22 protein-coding genes are annotated in these 18,417 nt (G+C 71.6%); all 22 read right to left on the bottom strand.

The window, feature by feature from the left end; all coding sequences use genetic code 11:
- Nucleotides 1–33: 33 nt before the first annotated feature.
- The 22 genes from LIP_RS07810 to LIP_RS07705 all read right to left on the bottom strand — a co-directional run bounded on the left by LIP_RS07810 (nucleotide 34) and on the right by LIP_RS07705 (nucleotide 18,349).
- Nucleotides 34–891, bottom strand: coding sequence for a phosphatidate cytidylyltransferase (locus tag LIP_RS07810; protein WP_082726021.1), 858 nt, complete (start codon nucleotides 889–891; stop codon nucleotides 34–36).
- Nucleotides 888–1,628: an isoprenyl transferase gene (locus LIP_RS07805; RefSeq protein WP_068136514.1), complete on the bottom strand. Its 741-nt coding sequence runs from the start codon at nucleotides 1,626–1,628 to the stop codon at nucleotides 888–890. Before LIP_RS07805 ends, LIP_RS07810 begins: the two co-directional genes overlap by 4 nt.
- Nucleotides 1,625–1,834 (bottom strand): hypothetical protein, encoded by a 210-nt coding sequence (locus tag LIP_RS19530; RefSeq protein WP_231699358.1) that lies wholly within the window; start codon nucleotides 1,832–1,834, stop codon nucleotides 1,625–1,627. Before LIP_RS19530 ends, LIP_RS07805 begins: the two co-directional genes overlap by 4 nt.
- 23 nt (nucleotides 1,835–1,857) lie before the next feature.
- A complete protein-coding gene (gene frr / locus LIP_RS07795; RefSeq protein WP_068136508.1) occupies nucleotides 1,858–2,418 on the bottom strand; it encodes a ribosome recycling factor in 561 nt (186 codons plus the stop codon).
- Complete coding sequence (pyrH, locus tag LIP_RS07790) at nucleotides 2,405–3,145, bottom strand: UMP kinase (RefSeq protein WP_068136502.1); 741 nt, start codon at nucleotides 3,143–3,145, stop codon at nucleotides 2,405–2,407. The genes frr and pyrH overlap by 14 nt, the downstream gene beginning before the upstream one ends.
- Nucleotides 3,146–3,211: 66 nt before the next feature.
- Nucleotides 3,212–3,838: a translation elongation factor Ts gene (tsf, locus tag LIP_RS07785; RefSeq protein ID WP_068136499.1), complete on the bottom strand. Its 627-nt coding sequence runs from the start codon at nucleotides 3,836–3,838 to the stop codon at nucleotides 3,212–3,214.
- Nucleotides 3,839–3,921: 83 nt separating this feature from the next.
- Nucleotides 3,922–4,731, bottom strand: coding sequence for a 30S ribosomal protein S2 (gene rpsB / locus LIP_RS07780; protein ID WP_068136495.1), 810 nt, complete (start codon nucleotides 4,729–4,731; stop codon nucleotides 3,922–3,924).
- Nucleotides 4,732–4,931: 200 nt separating this feature from the next.
- Complete coding sequence (gene whiG / locus LIP_RS07775; RefSeq protein WP_068136492.1) at nucleotides 4,932–5,702, bottom strand: RNA polymerase sigma factor WhiG; 771 nt, start codon at nucleotides 5,700–5,702, stop codon at nucleotides 4,932–4,934.
- A 23-nt stretch (nucleotides 5,703–5,725) separates the two neighbouring features.
- Nucleotides 5,726–6,370: a flagellar brake protein gene (locus LIP_RS07770; RefSeq protein WP_068136490.1), complete on the bottom strand. Its 645-nt coding sequence runs from the start codon at nucleotides 6,368–6,370 to the stop codon at nucleotides 5,726–5,728.
- A gap of 34 nt (nucleotides 6,371–6,404) precedes the next feature.
- Nucleotides 6,405–7,265: a MinD/ParA family protein gene (locus LIP_RS07765; protein ID WP_068136487.1), complete on the bottom strand. Its 861-nt coding sequence runs from the start codon at nucleotides 7,263–7,265 to the stop codon at nucleotides 6,405–6,407.
- Nucleotides 7,258–8,577, bottom strand: a complete 1,320-nt coding sequence (gene flhF, locus LIP_RS07760) for a flagellar biosynthesis protein FlhF (RefSeq protein ID WP_082726019.1) — start codon at nucleotides 8,575–8,577, stop codon at nucleotides 7,258–7,260. The genes LIP_RS07765 and flhF overlap by 8 nt, the downstream gene beginning before the upstream one ends.
- Nucleotides 8,567–10,645, bottom strand: coding sequence for a flagellar biosynthesis protein FlhA (flhA, locus tag LIP_RS07755; protein WP_068141742.1), 2,079 nt, complete (start codon nucleotides 10,643–10,645; stop codon nucleotides 8,567–8,569). The genes flhF and flhA overlap by 11 nt, the downstream gene beginning before the upstream one ends.
- A gap of 111 nt (nucleotides 10,646–10,756) precedes the next feature.
- Nucleotides 10,757–11,929, bottom strand: a complete 1,173-nt coding sequence (gene flhB, locus LIP_RS07750; RefSeq protein ID WP_068136481.1) for a flagellar biosynthesis protein FlhB — start codon at nucleotides 11,927–11,929, stop codon at nucleotides 10,757–10,759.
- Between the two features lie 21 nt (nucleotides 11,930–11,950).
- On the bottom strand, nucleotides 11,951–12,733 hold the full coding sequence (fliR, locus tag LIP_RS07745; RefSeq protein WP_068136477.1) for a flagellar biosynthetic protein FliR: 783 nt from the start codon (nucleotides 12,731–12,733) through the stop codon (nucleotides 11,951–11,953).
- Nucleotides 12,730–12,999: a flagellar biosynthesis protein FliQ gene (gene fliQ, locus LIP_RS07740; RefSeq protein ID WP_269433382.1), complete on the bottom strand. Its 270-nt coding sequence runs from the start codon at nucleotides 12,997–12,999 to the stop codon at nucleotides 12,730–12,732. The genes fliR and fliQ overlap by 4 nt, the downstream gene beginning before the upstream one ends.
- A 57-nt stretch (nucleotides 13,000–13,056) precedes the next feature.
- Nucleotides 13,057–13,806, bottom strand: coding sequence for a flagellar type III secretion system pore protein FliP (fliP, locus tag LIP_RS07735; RefSeq protein WP_068136475.1), 750 nt, complete (start codon nucleotides 13,804–13,806; stop codon nucleotides 13,057–13,059).
- Nucleotides 13,803–14,243: a flagellar biosynthetic protein FliO gene (locus tag LIP_RS07730; protein WP_068136471.1), complete on the bottom strand. Its 441-nt coding sequence runs from the start codon at nucleotides 14,241–14,243 to the stop codon at nucleotides 13,803–13,805. The genes fliP and LIP_RS07730 overlap by 4 nt, the downstream gene beginning before the upstream one ends.
- Before the next feature lie 4 nt (nucleotides 14,244–14,247).
- Entirely contained in the window at nucleotides 14,248–15,213 is a 966-nt protein-coding gene (fliN, locus tag LIP_RS18495) for a flagellar motor switch protein FliN (protein WP_068136468.1), read from the bottom strand.
- A complete protein-coding gene (locus LIP_RS19285) occupies nucleotides 15,195–16,232 on the bottom strand; it encodes a FliM/FliN family flagellar motor switch protein (protein ID WP_198409774.1) in 1,038 nt (345 codons plus the stop codon). Before LIP_RS19285 ends, fliN begins: the two co-directional genes overlap by 19 nt.
- Nucleotides 16,233–16,263: 31 nt before the next feature.
- Nucleotides 16,264–16,746 (bottom strand): flagellar basal body-associated FliL family protein, encoded by a 483-nt coding sequence (locus LIP_RS07715; protein WP_068136462.1) that lies wholly within the window; start codon nucleotides 16,744–16,746, stop codon nucleotides 16,264–16,266.
- Nucleotides 16,747–17,550 carry a flagellar motor protein MotB gene (locus tag LIP_RS07710; protein ID WP_068136459.1) on the bottom strand — a complete coding sequence of 268 codons (804 nt, stop codon included), beginning with the start codon at nucleotides 17,548–17,550 and terminating at the stop codon, nucleotides 16,747–16,749.
- The gene (locus tag LIP_RS07705) at nucleotides 17,540–18,349 is read right to left on the bottom strand and encodes a motility protein A (RefSeq protein WP_068141737.1); all 810 of its coding nucleotides are present in this window, start codon (nucleotides 18,347–18,349) and stop codon (nucleotides 17,540–17,542) included. Before LIP_RS07705 ends, LIP_RS07710 begins: the two co-directional genes overlap by 11 nt.
- Between the last annotated feature and the right edge of the window lie 68 nt (nucleotides 18,350–18,417).

Here is an 18,417-nt window from a genome sequence, read left to right as displayed (position 1 = left end):
GGCCGTGCCTCCTGGGGGCCGGGCGGGATCGAGTCAGAGCAGCCCTTGTTGCGCCAACGCCACGTAGTAAAGGAGGGTCCCAGCGATGAGAAGGCTGTCGAACCGGTCGAGGACGCCCCCGTGGCCCGGCAGGAGGGCGCCTGAGTCCTTCACCCCGGCCTCGCGCTTCAGCCCGGACTCCACCAGGTCTCCCAGCGCGGCGGAGACCACCACCGCCGCCCCGGCGATGAGGGAGCCGGTCGTGCCGAGCCCCAGCAGCCACCCGGTCGCGGCCGCTGCTGCGAACCCCACGCCTTGGCCCGCGGCCGTTCCCTCCACCGTCTTGCCGGGGCTGAGACGAGGGGCCAGCGGCCTGCGGCCCCACCGGCGCCCGACCGCGTACGCGGCGATGTCGGCGCCCCAGGTTCCGGCGACCAGCACCAGCCCGTACGCGAGGCCCAGGGGCAGAGCGCGCAGGAGCACCAGGTGGGCCAGGAGACCTCCCCAGTAGAGAACGGTCACCGAGGCCACGGCCGCGGCCGTGAGCAGGCGCGGCTCAGCCCGGAAGAGCTCCCGGAGGAGGGCGTAGACCACCGGCAGGGCGAGGGCTGCGACCAGGGGTCCACCCGGCCAGGCCAGCTTCCCGCCCGCATGGTATGCGAACGCGATGGGAAGCAGAACGGCCAGCGCCAGCACGTCGGGTGGGGCCTTCCACCGCTCCCGCCCGTACAAGTGCGCGACCTCCGGCACCCCCAGGAGCCCGACCACCGCCACCAGCCCAAGCCAGAACGCCCCCCCGCCCCAGAGGGCCGCGAGCATCACGGGGGCTCCCAGCACGCCGGTGACGACCCTCGCGCGAAGCGTGGCGCCGCCTGCCTCGCGGGGAACCCCCGCCGCCGCCGGTCGCCTCATGCCGGTGGCACGTCCAGGACGCGGCCGAACCGCCGCGAGCGGCGCCGGTACGCGTCCAGGGCCGCGTCCAAGTGCTCCTCGGTAAAATCGGGCCAGAGCACCGGCGTGACCCACAGCTCCGCGTAGGCCACCTGCCAGAGGAGGAAGTTGCTGATCCGGTACTCGCCCCCGGTGCGGATGACCAGGTCCGGGTCGGGGATCCCCGCGCTGTAGAGGCGCCCGGCGAAGAGGGCCTCGTCGATCGCCTCAGGTTCCAGGCGGCCGGCCGCCACCTCCCGCGCCAGGGCGCGGGCCGCGTCCACGATCTCCGCCCGCCCTCCGTAGTTCCACGCCACGCTCAGCACCAGGGCGCCGTTCGCCTCGGTGCGGCGGCACGCCCGCTCGATGCGGTGCAGCAGCGCGCGCGACAAGCCGTCCCGCCGTCCCAGCACTTGCACCCGAACCCCCCTGGCGGCCAGCTCGTCGACCTCGCGTACCAACACCCGGTCCAGGAGGCGCATGAGCGCCGCCACTTCCCGCCGCGGGCGCTCCCAGTTCTCGGTGGAGAACGCATAGACGGTCAGATAGGGGATCCCGCGCTCCACGCAGGCGCGCACCACCCGGCGAAGCGCCTCGGTGCCCCTCTCGTGCCCCGCCTCCCGCAAGAGCCCCCGCTGCTGGGCCCAGCGCCCGTTGCCGTCCATGATGATGGCCACGTGCCGGGGCAGGCCCCGCTGCGGAGCACCGTTGGCGCTCACCGGCCCGCCGGCTCCGGCGGCGGCCTTCGCTCGAGGAACCGCTCGGGCGCGACGAGCACCGTCACCGCTTGGCCGGGGCCCTGGGTCACCCGCACCACCCGCAGCCGCTCGCCCGGACGCGCCGAGGAAGCGGGCGCGCCCGTCCGCTCCAGGGCCGGTACCCATCCGGCTTCCCTCAGAAGCTCTTCCGCTTCCTCCCATTCCATCCCGAGCACGTCCGGCGCGCGCATCACACCTCGAGGATCTCGTGCTCCTTGTGCTCCAGCAGGGCGTCCACCTCGGCCACGTAGCGGTCGGTGAGCTGCTGGACCTTCTCCTCGAGCCGGCGCGCTTCGTCCTCGCTCATCTCGCCATCCTTCTGGGCCGCCCGGACGCGCTCGTTCGCCTCCCGCCGGAGGTTTCGCACGGCCACCCGCTTTTCCTCCGCCGTCTTGCGGACCACCCGGACCAGCTCCTTGCGCCGGTCCTCGGTCAGCTCGGGAATGGTGATCCGCAGAACGTTCCCGTCCGAGCTGGGGGTGAGCCCCAGGTCCGACTGGAGGATCGCGCGCTCGACGCTCTTGACCACGTTCTTGTCCCACGGCTGGATCAGGAGCTGCCGGGGTTCCGGGGCCGAGACGGTCGCAAGCTGGTTCAGGGGCGTGAGGGTTCCGTAGTACTCCACCTGCACCCGATCCAGAAGGGTGGGGCTTGCCCGGCCGGTCCGGATCGCACCGAAGTCCCGCCGGGCCGACTGGATGACTCCCTTCATCCGCTCCTCGGTGGTGCTCAGGATCTCAGCCTCGGTCATGTCGCTCCCCTCCTCCGACGAGCGTACCGATCTTCTCCCCCAGGCAGACGCGCCGGAGCGCGCCCGGTGCGGCGAAGTCGAAGACGATGATGGGGATGCCGTTCTCCATGCAGAGCGAGGCAGCGGTGGAATCCATCACGCCGAGACCCTGCTGCAAGAGGTCCAGGTACTCGATCTGCTCGTACTTCCGGGCCGAGGGTTCCAGGCGGGGGTCCGCGTCGTAGATACCGTCGACCCCTCGCTTGGCCATGAGGATCACGTCCGCCTCCAGCTCGGCCGCGCGCAGGGCGGCTGCGGTGTCCGTCGAGAAGAAGGGGTTGCCCGTGCCCGCCGCCAGGATCACCACGCGCCCCTTCTCCAGGTGGCGGACGGCCCTGCGGCGGATGTAGGGCTCAGCGATCTGGCGCATCTCGATGGCGCTCTGCACCCGGGTCTCGGCGCCCCGCGCCTCCAGGGCCGCCTGCAGGGCCAGCGCGTTGATGACGGTGGCGAGCATGCCCATGTAGTCGGCGGTGCTCCGGTCCAACCCCGCGTGTCCGGCCGCGGCGCCCCGCCAGATGTTCCCGCCGCCCACGACCGCGGCCACCTGCACGCCCATGCGGACCACCGACAGCACCTCCTCGGCCAGACGGTTGACCGTGGCCACCTCGATGCCGAAGGTGCCCTCGCCCGCGAGGGCCTCGCCGCTCAGCTTCACCACCACGCGGCGGTACCTGGGCTCTTCCACCGTCCTCACCCCTGCTGCGCCCCGCCTGGCGGCACCACGACCGGGAGCCCGCCGGGGCCCTGTTGGTCAGGCCTCACCGTTCGCCGCAGGGGAGACGCCCTCGCCCCGCTCGAAGCGAGCGAAACGCCGCACGGTCACATTTTCGCCAAGGCGTGCCGCGACTTCCTGCACGAGTTGGCCCACGCTCCGGTCGGGATCCTTCACGAAGGGCTGCTCCAGGAGGCAGCGTTCCTGGTAGAACTTCTCCAGCCGGCCGCTCACAATCTTGTCGAGAACGTGCTCCGGCTTCCCCTCGTTGCGCGCGGCGGCCCGGTAGATGTCCCGCTCGCGCTCGACCACCCCGGCGGGGACGTCCTCGCGCCGGACGTAGTCCGGGCGGGCCGCCGCCACCTGCATGGCCAGGTCGCGCGCGAGGGTACGGAAGGCCTCGGTCTTGGCGACGAAGTCCGTTTCGCAGTTGACCTCGATCAGTACACCGATTCGCCCGTCCCCGTGGATGTACGCGTCCACCAGACCCTCGCTCGCGACGCGTCCCGCCCGCTTGGCGGCCTGCGCGAGGCCCTTCTCCCGCAGGATCCGGGTCGCCTCCTCCATGTTGCCGCCTGCCTGCGTGAGGGCCTGCTTGCAGTCCATCATCCCGGCGCCGGTGCGCTCCCGCAGTTCTTTCACCAGGGTCGCCGTGACCTCGGGCATATCGCTTCCACTCCTTGGCGCGTCCTGCCGCGCGGGTTTCCTGGGCAGACGAATGGGACGGGGCGTCTCCCCTGCCCGTTCGCCTAGACCTCTACGACCTGCTCCTCGGTGTCTGCCTCGGATTCGACGAAGTCCTCGCCGGCCTCACCGTCGGGCGCGGCCACCTCCGCCGCGGTCCTTGCGGGGGTCGGGGCCGCTTCGACCTCCTGGCGGCCCTCCGACCCCTCGAGCACCGCGTCCGCCATGCGGCTGGTCAAGAGCCGCACCGCCCGGATGGCGTCGTCGTTGCCGGGGATGATGTAGTCGATCTCGTCGGGATCGCAGTTGGTGTCGACGATGGCCACGATGGGGATGTGCATCTTTCGCGCCTCGGCCACCGCGATCCGCTCCTTGCGGGGGTCGACCACGAAAAGGGCCTCGGGCACGCGCCACATCTGGCTGATGCCGCCCAGGTACCGGTCCAGGCGCTCCTTCTCCTTGCGCAGCTGCAGGACTTCCTTCTTGGGCAGGCGGCTGAACGTGCCGTCCTTCTCCATCTCTTCCAGACGGTGGAGCCGCTCGATGCGGGTGCGGATCGTCTGATAGTTGGTGAGGGTGCCTCCCAGCCAGCGCTGGTTGACGTAGAACATGCCGCACCGCTCGGCTTCTTCCTTGATGGTCTGAGCCGCCTGCTTCTTGGTGCCCACGAAGAGCACGGTGCCGCCCTGGGCCACCGTGTCGCGCACGAACGCGTAGGCTTGCTCTACCATCCGGACGGTCTTCTGAAGGTCGATGATGTAGATGCCGTTCCTCTCCGTGAAGATGAACGGCTTCATCTTGGGGTTCCAACGGCGGGTCTGATGGCCGAAGTGCACTCCTGACTCCAGGAGCTGCTTCATGCTGACGACAGCCAGGCCCGCTCACCTCCTCTCGGGTTTCGAACCTCCGGCTCCTTCACCCGCCCGAGGAACCCCGTCGGGGCACCACCCCGGGCGTCGGGAACCGTGTGAGATGCACCGCGGCCTAGTATACCACAGGGCTTGGGGGGCGACAAGCAACGGCCGGGCGTCGCGCGTGGGGCCGGAGGGTTTCGGCCGGCGCGGCGTTGCGACGTCTAGGACAGGTGGGCGCGGAGGCGGACGACGGCTTTGGTGTGGATCTGGGAGATGCGGGATTCGGAGACGCCCAGGACGCGGCCGATCTCCTTGAGGGTGAGGCCTTCGTAGTAGTAGAGGGTGATGACCAGGCGCTCCCTCTCGGGAAGGCGGTCCAGCGCCTCCACCAGCTCGGCTTTCATCTCGCGGTTGGCGATCCGTTCCTCGGGGTCCTCGCTGGTGGGATCGGCCACGGTCTCCCGAACCCGGAGGCCTTCCTCTTCCCCTTGCTGGCTCCACGCTTCCTCCAGGGAGAGCACGGTGGTGGCCTGGATGTCCGACAGAAGCTGGTGGTACTCGTCCATGGAGAGGTGGAGGGCCGCGGCGATCTCCGCATCGCCCGCCGCCCGGCCCAGGCGGCTTTCCAGGGCCGCCACCGTCTCCTCCAGCTCCCGGGCCTTCTGGCGGACCGAGCGCGGGATCCAGTCGGTGGAGCGGAGCCCGTCCAGGATCGCCCCCCGGATCCGGGCGATGGCGTACGTCTCGAACTTGACCTCCCGCTGCGGGTCGAACTTCTCCACCGCGTCGATGAGCCCGAATATGCCGTAGCTCAACAGATCGTCGAAGTCCACGGAGCGGGGCAGTCCGATGGCGATGCGACCCGCGACGTACTTCACCAGCGAGGCGTAGCGCAGGATGAGCCGCTCGCGCACCTCAGGGTCCCGGGTCTGCTTGAACGCCTGCCAAAGCTCGGATTCGCCGAAGGCCCTGGCCTCCACCTGCCTCGCCATGCCATCCCCACCCGATGTCCCGTTTAGTCGATGAGCTTCCTCTGGCGGATCTCTTCCTGCAGCACGAAGCCGATGATCCGGTCACGGTCTCGCTCGCTGATCTGCTGGAACCGGACGGCGTAGCGAGTGGATCCGTCCTCGGCCGGGATCACCCGCACCACGTCGCCCTGCACCTGAATCGCTCCCTGGGGAAGGGCCAGGGTGATGCGCAGCCAGTGCCCCCTGCCCAGCCGCAGGGTCTCGTACGCGGGCACGTGCAGCATGAGGCCGCCGCCCGAGAGGTCGATCGCGCTCACCGGCACCGCCTTGGACCACGCGTCCCCGGTCCGGCGCTCCACCTGCACCCGCATCATCAGGGGGATGCGGACGAACTCCCGGAGCTGGTGGCGCTCCCACGAGGCGGGCCGCTCCAGCGCGAGGCGCCCGGCCACCGGATCCTTCCGTTCCAGCACTTCGGTCTCCGCCTCGAACTTCCCTTTGGGGGGCGTCTTGCGGTAGACCACCACGCGGAGCCGCTCGCCTGGATCCGGCACCACGACCCTTCCCCTGTGTTCCGGAAACGAGATCCAGATCGTCCGCTCGTCGTAGGCCTCCACCCGCGCCCGGTAGACGCCCGGGCGTTGCTCTCGGCGGATCACCACTTCGAGACCGGCTTGCAGCGGATCCACTTCGACCCCTCCTCTCCCCCGGCTCCCCGCACGGCTAGCGAAAGACCCCTGCCATCCGCTCCAGAAGCCCCGAGAACCCCAGGGGCCTGGAGCGCGCCCCCAGGATCTGCTCGGCCATGGCCGCCACCAGGCGCGACACCCGCGCGTGGGGGTTGGCCAGCACGAAGGGCACCTGCGCCTGCACCGCCTCGCGTACCTGGAGGTCGAAGGGGAGGTAGCCCAACAGATCCATCTCCCGTCCCAGGAAGCGGCGGGCCACCAGGTTGATGCGCTCGGCCACGGCCCGGGCCTCCGCCGCGTCCCGCGCCTGGTTGACCACGAGCCGGACCTGGCCCTCGGGCCTGCGGGAGAAGATGACCTTGGCCATGCCGTAGGCGTCGGTGATGGCCGTCGGCTCGGGCGTGGTCACCAGGATCGACTCCAGGCTGGAGAGCACGAAGCTCAGCACCGTCCGGCTGATCCCGGCCCCCGTATCGATCACCAGCACGTCGAACAGGTCGTCCAGCCGGGTGAGCTGCCCAAGCAGGCGCTCCAGCTGGGGATCGCTCAGGTTGGCCAGCTCGTAGAAGCCCGAGCCGCCCGAGATCACCTGCAGCCCCAGCGGGCCCTCCACCAGGCAGCGCTGGAGATCGAAGCCCTGCCGCAGGACCTCGGTGAGATCCTCCGTGGGAGTGAGCCCCAGCATCACGTCCACGTTCGCCAGGCCCAGGTCCGCGTCGAAAAGGCAGACCCGCCACCCCATCCGCTGGATGGCCAGGGCCAGGTTGATGGCCAGGCTGCTCTTCCCCACGCCCCCCTTGCCCGAGGTGACGGTCAGTACCCGTCCCCGGTGGGACGGCTCTCCCCCGTGAAGCTGGCGCACCAGCGTCCGAAGGCGTTCGGCCTGGTCACTCATCGGCGTCCTCCAGCAAGTGGGCGGCGATCCGGTCCGGGTCGGCCGCCTCGAAGTCGTCGGGGACGTCTTGGCCCGTGGAGAGGTAGGCCAGGGGGCGCCCCGTCTGGAAGACGGCGTTGAGCACCATGCCGGGGGCGGTCGCTTCATCCATCTTGGTGACGATGAGATGGCGGTACCCCAGAGGCTCGAAGCGTTCGGCCGCCCGGGCCATGTCCGCGAACCGGACGGTTGCGCTCAGCACCAGGTAGACCTCGGGCTCGGGCAGCATCCTTAGGTAGCTCCGCAGTTCCTGAAGGCGCATGAGGTCCTGCGGGCTGCGGCCTGCGGTGTCCACCAGGATCAGGTGCCGGTCGGCCATCCGCTCGAGGCTGGCCGCGAGTTCGCCTGGATGGTAGACCACCTCCATCGGAAGCCCGATGATCTCCGCGTAGGTGCGGAGCTGCTCGGCCGCCCCCACCCGGTAGGTGTCGAAGCTCAGCAAGCCCACGGGGTGGCCGGCCATCAGGCCGTGGTGGGCGGCCAGCTTGGCCACGGAGGTGGTCTTCCCCACCCCCGTGGGTCCCACCAGCACCACCACCCGCCGGGGCCCGGCTCCCAGCCGGAGGCTGGGGCTCACGGGGATCAGGCTCGCCAGGTGGTCCCGGGCCAGCTCCAGGGCCCGTCCCTCGGCCACGGGCAGCCCCGGTGGCAGGAGCGGCAGGATCCCCTCCACCACCCGCCGGGCGAAGGGCGGCTCCACCGCCCGGTCCACCAGGCGCCGGTAGACCCGCTCGAGCCCTGGCGGCCAGCCCGCCTCGGGAGCAGGTGCCGGCGGCGGCGTGCGCTCCACGGCCCAGACCGGTGGGGCCACAGGCTGCGCTGGGGGTGCCGGAGGCCTGGCGTGACCGTTGGAAAGGGTGGCGACCCCCTGGTACGGGCGCCCGTTGGGCCGTCCCAGCAGGGCCGCCCGTTCCTCCAGGGCGCCCGGCGGGGCCGCAGGCCGCGCGCTCGGTTCACGCGACGCCGACCGCGCCGCGGGGGCCCCGTCGGGTTCGCGGGGCGCCAGGGTCGCGCCCTCCGTACGGGCCGCCCGGCCGGGCGCGGCCGGCTCGCCCCCTTCGCGCGCCGCCGGCCGTGTCCCGACCCCCGTCCCGTTCCGCCCGGGCCCCGGATCGACCGCGGCCAGCACCTCCGTCCGCCGGGCGCCCATGAGACCAAAGAGGCCCCGCCGGAAGGTGCGGGTCTGGAGGATGACCGCCTCGGGGCCGTACTCCTCCTTCACCCGAGCAATGGCTTCCTGCATGGTGTCCGCCACGAAGCGCTTAACCCTCATCGGCCCTCACCATCCCCACGGGCTGCACCCGCACCTCGGCGCTGATCTCGTTGTACGAGAGCACCGGCACGTGCGGGAGGCTCCGCTCAAGGAACCGTCGCAACGCGAAGCGCAGGTGCGGCGAGCAGACCACCACCGCCTGCTCTCCTTTCACGGCGGCCTTCTCCACCCATCCGGCCACGCGCTCGAGGAGCCGCTGCCCCGCCCCTGGCTCCAGGCTCAGGAGGCTCCCCCGATCGCTCTGCTGGAGCGCTTCGCCCAGCTGCTGCTCCAGCCTGGGCTCCAGCGTGACGATGGGCAGGGTGCCGTCGGCACCCTGGTGCGCGGCGCAGATCTGGCGGGCGAGCGCCTCCCGGGCGAGGCCCGCCAGGTACTCCACCGACTTGGAGGTCTGGGCGCCGTCGCCCACGGCCTCGAGGATGGTCACCAGGTCGCGGATGGCCACGCCCTCCCGCAGGAGCGCCTGAAGCACCCGCTGCACCTCCCCGGCGGTGATCACCTGGGGCACCAGCTCCTCCACCACCGCGGGGTACTCCCGCTTGAGCTGGTCCAGCAGGCGCCGGACCTCCTGCCGGCCCAGGAGCTCGTCCGCGTGGGACTTGATCACCTCGGCCAGGTGGGTGGCCACCACCGAGGTGGGGTCCACCACCGTGTAGCCCGCGGACTCGGCCTCTTCCTTGCGGGAGGCCGGAATCCAGAGGGCGGGCAGCCCGAAGGCCGGCTCCTTGGTGGGCGTCCCCTCGATCTTCTCGGCCACCTGGCCCGCCTCCATGGCCAGGAACTCGCCCAGCCGCAGCTCGCCCTGCCCCACGGGGATGCCCTTGATCTTGATCCGGTACTGGGAGGGCTCCAGGGCCAGGTTGTCGCGGATGCGGACCGACGGCACCAGGAGCCCCATCTCCTGGGCCATCTGCCGGCGGATGAGGGCGATGCGGTCCAGGAGCTCCCCGGACTGGCCGGCGTCCACCAGGGGCACCAGCCCGTAGCCCACCTCCAGCTCCAGGGGGTCCACCTGCACGAGCCCGGCCACGTCTTCGGGCTCGCGCCGGTGCTCCCGGGCCCGCTCGTCGGCCCGGGCGGTCTCGCGCTCGCGGAGGTCCGCTTGGCGGCGCTGCAGCAGGTAACCCGTCCCGCCCAGAAGGGCTCCCAGGGTGAGGAAGGGCGCCGTCGGCAGCCCGGGAAGGACGCCGAAGAAGCCCAGGGCCGCGCCCGCCACCAGCAGCACCTGAGGCTCGGCGCCCATCTGGGTCGTCAGCTGCCGGCCCAGGTTGGTGGTGGCGGCCGCCCGGGTGACGATGATCCCTGTGGCCGTGGAGAGGAGCAGGGCCGGAATTTGGCTCACCAGCCCGTCGCCGACGGTGAGGAGGGTGTAGGTGCCCAGCGCGTCGGCCAGGCTCAGCCCCCGCTGGCCCACCCCCACGGCGAAGCCGCCCAGGATGTTGATGAGGGTGATGATGATGGAGGCGATGGCATCGCCCTTGACGAACTTGCTGGCGCCGTCCATGGCACCGTAGAAGTCCGCTTCCTGCTCGATCTTGGCCCGCCGCTCCCGGGCCTGCTTCTCGTCGATGAGGCCGGTGTTCAGGTCTGCGTCGATGGCCATCTGCTTGCCGGGCATGGCATCCAGGGTGAAGCGCGCCGCCACCTCCGCCACCCGCTCGGCGCCCCGGGTGATCACCACGAACTGGATGATGACCAGGATGAGGAAGACGATGAAGCCCACCACGTAGTTGCCGCCCACCACGAAGCGGCCGAAGGCCTGGATCACCTGGCCGGCGTAGCCGTTGAGCAGGATCAGCCGGGTCGTGGAGATGTTCAGCGCCAGCCGGAAGAGGGTGGCCACCAGCAGGAGGCTGGGGAAGACCGAGACCTCCAGCGGCTCCTTCACGCTCATGGTCACCATGAGGGTCATGAGCGCCAGGCTGATGTTGAAGGCCAGGAGCACGTCCAGGAGCGCGGCGGGCAGGGGGACCACCATCATCACCACGATGAGGATGAGCCCCGCCACCACCAGCAGGTCGCTTTGACGGGTGAGTCGCTGCAGGATCTCCTGAGCGCGAACCGCCACCGCCGTCGCCCCTCTTCCCGTGCCCCCGGGGGGCACCCGTTCTTCCCGAAGGGTCCCGTCCACCTTCCGGCTCCCGGAGGGCCCGGTCCCTCCCCGGAGCGACCGGGTGGATCAGACCCCGCGCCGCAGCCGCCACACCAGCGCCAGCACCTCGGCCACGGCCCGGTAGAGCCGCTCGGGAACCTCCTGGTCCACCTCGCATGCCTCGTAGAGCGCCCGGGCCAGGGGCGGGTTCTCCACCACCCGCACCCCGTGCTCCACGGCCTCCTGGCGGATGCGCCGGGCCAGGTGGTCCGCCCCCTTGGCCACCACCACGGGGGCGTTCATCCGGGCGATCTCGTACTTGAGGGCCACCGCCACGTGGGTGGGGTTGGTCACCACCACGTCGGCCGTCCGTACCGCCTGCATCATCCGCCGGCCGCTGACCTGCCGCTGCCGCTGGCGGATCCGCTGGCGCACGTGCGGGTCGCCCTCGGTCTCCTTCTGCTCCTGCTTCGCCTCGTACGGCGTCATGCGGAGCCGGCTCAGGTGCTGGCTCCGCTGGAACGCATGGTCCGCCGCGGCGATCACCAGCCACACGGCCGCCGTCGTCCAGAGCAGCCGGCCCAGACGGGCCCCCACCTCACGCAGGGCCTGGTCCGGGGTCATCTGGACCAGCCCCACCAGGTCCGGGATGGCGTCGGCCAGCACCCAGTAAGCCACGAAGCCGACCACCGCCACCTTGAAGACGGACTTGGCCAGCTCGAAGAGGCCCCTCCGGGAGAAGATCCGCTGGAAGCCGGTCAGGGGGTTGAGCCGGTCCAGCTTCGGCTGCAGGGGCTTCAGCGTGAAGAGGAAGCCCACCTGCGCGAGTTGGGCGCCCACCCCGATCACCAGCGCCGTCAGCATGAAGGGGGCCGCCCCCTGGACGATGGCCAGCGCCGCCCTCGCCATGAGCCCGCCCAGCCACTCGAGGGTCCAGGCCCCGGGGGGCGGCACCTCCTGCAGGATCTCCGCCGCGAACCGCACCGGCCCCCCGACCGCCAGCCGCCCCAGGACCTCCAGGAAGGTCCCCATCAGGAGCAGCAGCACGGCCGGGCCCAGCTCCTGGCTCTTGGACACCTCGCCCCGTTCCCGGGCCTCCCGGATGCGGCGCGGGCTCGGCGGCAGGGTGCGTTCCTCGGAGAACCGCTGCAGGTCGAAGCGGAACTCGCTCCGCCCGGCCCCCTCGGTCCCGGCCTCTTGGCTCTCTAATTCGTTCCGATTCGGTTCTTTCCTGTTCCTTCCTTGGCTCTTCGAAGCCACCTCCCGTCCCCCCGCCCGGCCCTACGGCCCCAACGTCCGAAGCATCTGGGCCAGCAGCTCGGGGAAACGGCCCGCCGCCCCCACCAGCCTGCCGATCGCCTCCAGGTAGAAGGGCACGCCCGCCAGGAGGACCAGGAGCCCCAGCCCGATCTTGATGGGGAAGCCCTCGATGAAGACGTTGAACTGGGGCACCGCCCGGGAGAGCACGCCCAGGCTCACGTCGGCCAGGAAACCGGCGGCGATGACCGGCAGGGCCAGGCGAAGGCCGGTGGTGAAGACGCCGGCGGACTCGGCCACCAGCAGGCGGGCGGTCCGCTCGGTGACCGCGGCCGTTCCCACCGGGATCCAGACCAGGCTCTGCCGGAGGGCGGCCATCACCACGCCCGGCCCCCCCAGCACGAAGAAAAGGAGCAGGGCCACGATTCCGAAGAGCTGGGCGACCACCGGCACCTGCTGGCCCGTCTGGGGGTCCAGGAGGTTCACCACCCCGAAGCCCATGGGCATGTCCACCATCTGCCCGGCCAATTGCACCGCCCCCGTCAGGAGCTGCATCACCAGGGCAATCCCCAGCCCCACCAGCGCCTCCCGGGCCAGGGCCAGGGGGTAGCCCGCCCCCGGGGTGAGCCAGCTCTCGGGCGGCACCGCCGGCCAGAGCGCGAAGGCGAGCCACCCCGAGAGCCCCAGCCGCACCGGCACCGGCACCCGGTTGGTGCCCACCGGGAAGAAGAAGACCAGCACCCCCACCCGCACCAGCAGGGCGAGGAGCGTCCAGATCTGCGGCCCCAGCTCCAGCGAGAGGTTCATCCCACGAACCGGTCCAGGTGACCCAGCAGCCGTCCGGCGAAGTCGGTGATGCGGGCCATCATCCAGCCGCCGGCCAGGAAGACCACGACCAGCACGGCCACGATCTTGGGCACGAAGGCCAGGGTCTGCTCCTGCACCTGCGTCACCGCCTGCAGCAGGCTCACCGCGACGCCCACCACCAGCGCGGCCAGCAGGATCGGAGCCGCGGCCAGCAGGATGGTCTGGACGGCATCGCCCACCACGTCCATCGCCACGCCGGCATTCACCCGAACCGTCGCCTCCTTTCCCTCACGCCCGCCGGCCCGCCTCCGGGCGGGGCAGGGTCACGTGTAGCTGGCCAGGAGCGAGCGGATGATGAGCCCCCAGCCGTCCACCAGCACGAAGAGCAGCAGCTTGAAGGGCAGCGAGATCATCACGGGCGGCAGCATGAACATGCCCATGGACATCAGCGCGCTGGCCACCACCATGTCGATGACCAGGAAAGGGAGGAAGAGGACGAAACCCATCTGGAAGGCGCTCTTCAGCTCGCTCAGCACGAAGGCCGGCACCAGCACGTGGAGGGGGACGTCGTCCTGGTTGGCCGGCTCGGGCGCGCCCGAGGCGTCCAGCAGGAGCGCCAGATCCTCCTGCCGGGTGAAGCGGAACATGAAGGCCCGCACGGGCTTCTGCCCCTGCTGGAGCGCCTCCTGGAAGGTCATCTCCTCCGCCAGGTAGGGCTGGACCGCGTCCTGGTAGACCGCCTGCCAGGTGGGGGCCATGACGAAGAAGGTGAGGAAGAGCGCGAGCCCCACCAGGAGCTGGGTGGGCGGCGTCTGGTTGGTGGCCAGGGCGTTGCGGACGAACCCCAGCACCACCACGATGCGGGTGAAGGAGGTCATCAGGATGAGGAGCGAGGGCGCGAGGCTGAGGACGGTCAGAACCGCCAGGATCTCCAGCGACGCGGCGAGGCGCCCCGGCTCCTGGCTGGGGGTCAGCTGGATGGAGAGGCCCGGCGGGGCCTGCGCGGCCGCGACCAACCCGCAGGCGCCCCAGACCAGCGCCACCAAGAGCACCCACCCGAACGCGCGTCTCATCCGCCCTGCCCCTTCGCCCGCTGGCCATGATCTCCCCCTCCGGCTTCCTGTCGCCCCCGCCACCGCCGGAAACCGCCCAGGACCCCGGCTGCGGCCGGCGAGCCTCCAGGGAGCCACGGCGCCTGGGCTGCCCCGTCGGCCGGCGATCCGGCCGCCGCCAGAGGGTGGAGCTCCGACGCCCGGTCCACCTCCGCCAGGAGGTGGACCCCCTTCTCGCTCGCCCCTACCAGGAAGAGCCGCTCGCCCACCTGCACCAGGTGGAGTCCATGGTGCGCCCCCAGGGCCAGGCTTTCCACCCGCTTCATGTACCGCCCGCGCCGGGCCAACCCCCGGCCCGTCAGGAACCGGGTCGAGAGGTAGGCTGCGGGCACGACCACCGCCAGCGCGGCCAGCACCCGCAGGAGCTCCCCGTAGACCGACTCCGCCCCCACCGCCATCGCCTCACTCTTCGACCACCGGCGCCCTTTCCTCCGGGGCGAGGATCTGGGTGATCTTCACCGCGAAGCTCTCGTCCACCACCACCACCTCGCCCTTGGCCACCAGGCGGCCGTTCACCCTCAGGTCCACGGGCTCTCCGGCCAAGCGATCGAGCTCCACCACCGTGCCCACCTTCAGGTCCAGGATCTCGCGCACCTTGAGCTGCGCCCGGCCCAGCTCCACGGTGACCTCCAGGGGCAGGTCCATCACCCGCCCCAGGTCCCGCTCGCCCTCCTGCCCGCCGGGCTGGCGCAGGGGCGAGAAGCGCGCCGGTTCCACCCGCACCCCGCCCTGGGCGGACCGGGAGACCCGCTCCCGGGGCGGCGCCAGTCCCCCGCCCACGTCGGCCGAGCGCTCCAGCCGCTCCCGGAGGTCCAGCGCCACGTCGCGGGGCAGCCAGAAGACCAGGGGCGACGCCTCGACCCCCACCGCGAGACGCGCCGACCAGACGCTCTCGCTGCGGCCGAAGGGGAGCAGGCCCTCGGGCAGGCCCTCGCTCAGGTCGACGGCTCGGACCGCGCCCTTCTCGATCTCCACCGGGTGCCCCCAGAGGGCGGCCAGGCTCTGGCAGAAGACCTCCGCGGCCTCCTCCAGGAACCGGTCGTCGTTGGGGGCCGTCTGGGGGTGCCACAGGAGGAAGAGCCCCTCGATGCCGTCGTGAAGCTCCACCGAGAGCAGCCGCTGGCCCTCCTCCAGACCGGCGGCCGCCTCCTCCACCTGGTGCTCTCCCAGGCTGATGAAGCGAGCTGCGAGCCCCGGGCGGGCCCGGCCCAGTCTTTGGACGATGAGCTGGAAGAGCTGCTGGAGCACCGGCGCCGGGTTGGCCCCCACCGGCCCGGGCCGGGCCCTGGGGGGGGCCGGCTCCGAGGGGAGCCGCCCTTCCGAGAGCAGCACCTCCAGCTCCTCGCGGGTCAAGAGGTCTCCGGCCATCCGCTTGGTCCTCCTCTCTCGCCGGCCTCCGCCGGCTCCGAGCTCCCCCCGACCCACGCCTCCAGCCGGACGGCCATCCGCCCTGCGGCCTCCCCCGGGCGCCCCAGGAAGAAGGGCGCCTCGCCCACCTCCACCGGGAGCGGCTCGTCCACCCGCTGCTCGAGCTGCAGCACGTCCCCCGGCTCCAGGGAGAGGACCTCACGCAGGGTGAGGCGGCTCCGGCCCAGCACCACCCGCACCGTGACCGGCGTCTCCTCCAGGTGGCGCTGCAGGGTCGTGCGCACCCGCTTCAGGTCTGCGAGGTCCTCGGCCTCCCCCGCCATGCCCCGCCCGAAGAGCGCGAGTCCCTTCCGGGCCCGCGCCGCCCACTCGGGTGAAAGCAGCAGGTAGAAGCGCTCGCCGCCCCGCCCCGAGGGCCCCCGCTGGGACCGCCACTCCACGTCCAGCGCGAGGGAGAGCCACCGGCTGCGGGCCGACACCTGGCCCGGCTCCACCGGGTGCACCTCGATCTCTCCCGGCGGCACGGGGACCTCGAGCCGCTGGACCTCCAGGCGCAGGAGGCGGTACGCGAGGCGGGCGGTGATCTGGCGGATCACCCGCCCCTCGATCTCCGTGGGCGGACGCAGGGGCGAGGGCGCCTCGCCCGGCCCGCCCAGGAGGCAGTCCAGGGTCTGGAAGAGGAGCGCCTGGGGCCAGATCAGGAGCACCGGCGCCCCATCCACGTGCCAGCGGAGCGCCTCGCCCTCGCCCTGCTCCCACAGGCTCGAGGCGCGCCGCAAGGAGACCGGGGGCCCGGCGGGGCGCACCCGCACCCGGCGCTTGAGCCACTGGGTGAGGACCAGCGCCCACTCCTCGGCGAGCTCGCCCTGGAAGCGTACCAGGCCCTTCCACTCCTGCTCGCCCAAGGGTCCGTGGAGGTCGAAGGAGTAGGCCCGCACGCCGTCGGGCTGCTGGGCAGCCACGCCAGGAGCCGTGTCTCCCGAGACGGCCCCGCGCGCTGAGGGCACCGGGGCACTCACGCAGACCGCCCCCTTCCGCACCCGGCGGCCCTCACTGGACCACCAGGTCGACGAAGTACAGGTTCCGCACGGGCTCCCCCGGCAGGATCTCGTTGAGGGAGCCCACCAGGTCGCCCCGCAGGCGGGTGAGCCCCGCCTCGCCGTCGATGTCCTCCATGGTGCGGCTCCGCACCATGGAGATGATCCGGTCCCACACCTGCGCCTGGCGCTCCTGGACCAGGGCCAGCGCCTTGTCATCCTTCGCCTCCAGCACCAGCTGCGCCCGCAGGTAGTGGGTGCCTCCCAGCGGCTCCGTGGCCAGGTTGACCGTCTTCACGCCCAGGTCGTAGGTGGGACCCAGGTCCGGCGTGGAGCGATCCCGGTCCCGGGGATCGCCGGCCACGAGCCCTGTGTCCACCAGGACCCGGTAGTCCACCACCCGGTAGGTCACCAGGGCCGCGGCGGCCACCGCGAAGAGGATGATGGCCACGAAGATGCCGATCCACTTGCCGTCGAGGCGAACGCCGTCGTTCATCTACGCCCCTCCTTCCTGCCGGGCTGCGCCGGCTCCTGCTTCAGGCTGGCCGCCCTCCCGGGGCTCACCGGTGGAGAGACCGGCCCGCAGGAGCAGCACGTCCACCCTCCGGTTCCGCTGGCGGTGCTCCGCGGTGTCGTTGGGGAAGAGCGGGCGGTACTCGCCGTACCCCGCGGCCGAGAGCCGGTCCGGGGCGAAATCCTCCCGCTCGATGAGGTAGCGGATCACCCGGCTCGCCCGGGCGGTGGAGAGCTCCCAGTTGGACGGGAAGACGGGGGTGTTGATGGGCCAGTCGTCCGTGTGCCCCTCCACCCGGAACTGGTGCGGCCACCGCCGGAGCACGGGCGCCAGCGCGTGCAGGATCCCCAGGGCCTCGGGCTTCAGGTCCGCCTTGCCCAGGTCGAAGAGGACCTGGTCGGTGAAGCGGACCACCACGCCCCGCTCTTCCACCCGCACCTCCACCTGCTGGGCCAGCCCCAGCTGGGCGAGCTGGGTCCGGATCTGCACGGCCATCCTGCTGGCTTCCTGCAGCTCCCGCTCCAATTGCGCCTGCAGCGCCGACGCGGCCAGGGGCCCCCCGGCGATGACCGCCTCCGGCGCCAGGCTGCGCCCGCCGTCCAGCACCCCCAGCGACCCCTGGATGGCCTGCAGCATGGTCTGGAAGCGCTGAACGTCCAGGCTGGAGAAGGTGAAGAGCATGACGAAGAAGACCAGGATCAGCGACATCATGTCCGCGTAGGTGGTCATCCAGTGGGGCGAGCCCTTGATGCCGGGCGGCTCCCGGCGGCGACGGTCACGAGACATCGCCCGTCACCGCCTCGCGTCCCTGCTGGCTCCGGCTCTCGATCTCGGCGGCCCGCTCCTCCGGCGACAGGAAGGCCAGCAGCTTCTCCTCCACGATGCGCGGGTTCTCCCCCGCCTGGATCGACAGCACGCCCTCCACGATCAGCTCCTTCTCCAGCCGCTCCTCCTGGCTGCGCAGCCGCAGCTTGCCGGCCAGGGGCAGGAAGACCAGGTTGGCCAGCACCACGCCGTAGAGGGTGGTGATGAGGGCGACGGCCATGCCCGGGCCCACCGCGTCCGGGTCGTCCAGCCGGGTGAGCATCTGGATGAGGCCGATGAGGGTCCCGATCATGCCGAAGGCGGGCGCGTAGGCGCCCATGCTCTGCATGACCTCCTGGCCGATGGCGTGCCGCTCCTCGTGGGCGGCCAGGTCGATCTCCATGATGCTCCGGACCAGGTCGGGCTCGGTGCCGTCCACCACCAGCTGGATCCCTTTGCGGAGGAAGTCGTTGGGGTGCTCGGCGGCCTCCTGCTCCATGGCCAGCAACCCTTCCCGCCGCGCCTTCTTGGAGAACTCCACCAGGTCGTGGATGAGCGCCCGCGCCCGGTGGTCCCGGTTGCGCAGGGCGACCAGGGCCAGCGGCACGATGGAGAGCACCTGCCGGAAGGGGAAGTGCACCAGCGTGCTCGCGAGGGTACCCCCCAGAACGATCCCCAACGAGGGCCAGTTGACGAAGCTGCCGATGCTCGATCCGGCCGCCACCGACGCCCCAAGGATGCCGATCCCCACCAGAATCCCCAGGATGGTTGTCAGGTCCATGCTGCCGCCCCCCTGGCCGGGGCGGGCGGGGATCCCGCCCACCCCCGAGCCTCCGTGCTCGGGTCCGG

The sequence above is a fragment of the Limnochorda pilosa genome (assembly GCF_001544015.1).
Lineage (GTDB): Bacteria > Bacillota > Limnochordia > Limnochordales > Limnochordaceae > Limnochorda > Limnochorda pilosa.
This window is presented reverse-complemented; position numbering and strand designations above follow the sequence as displayed.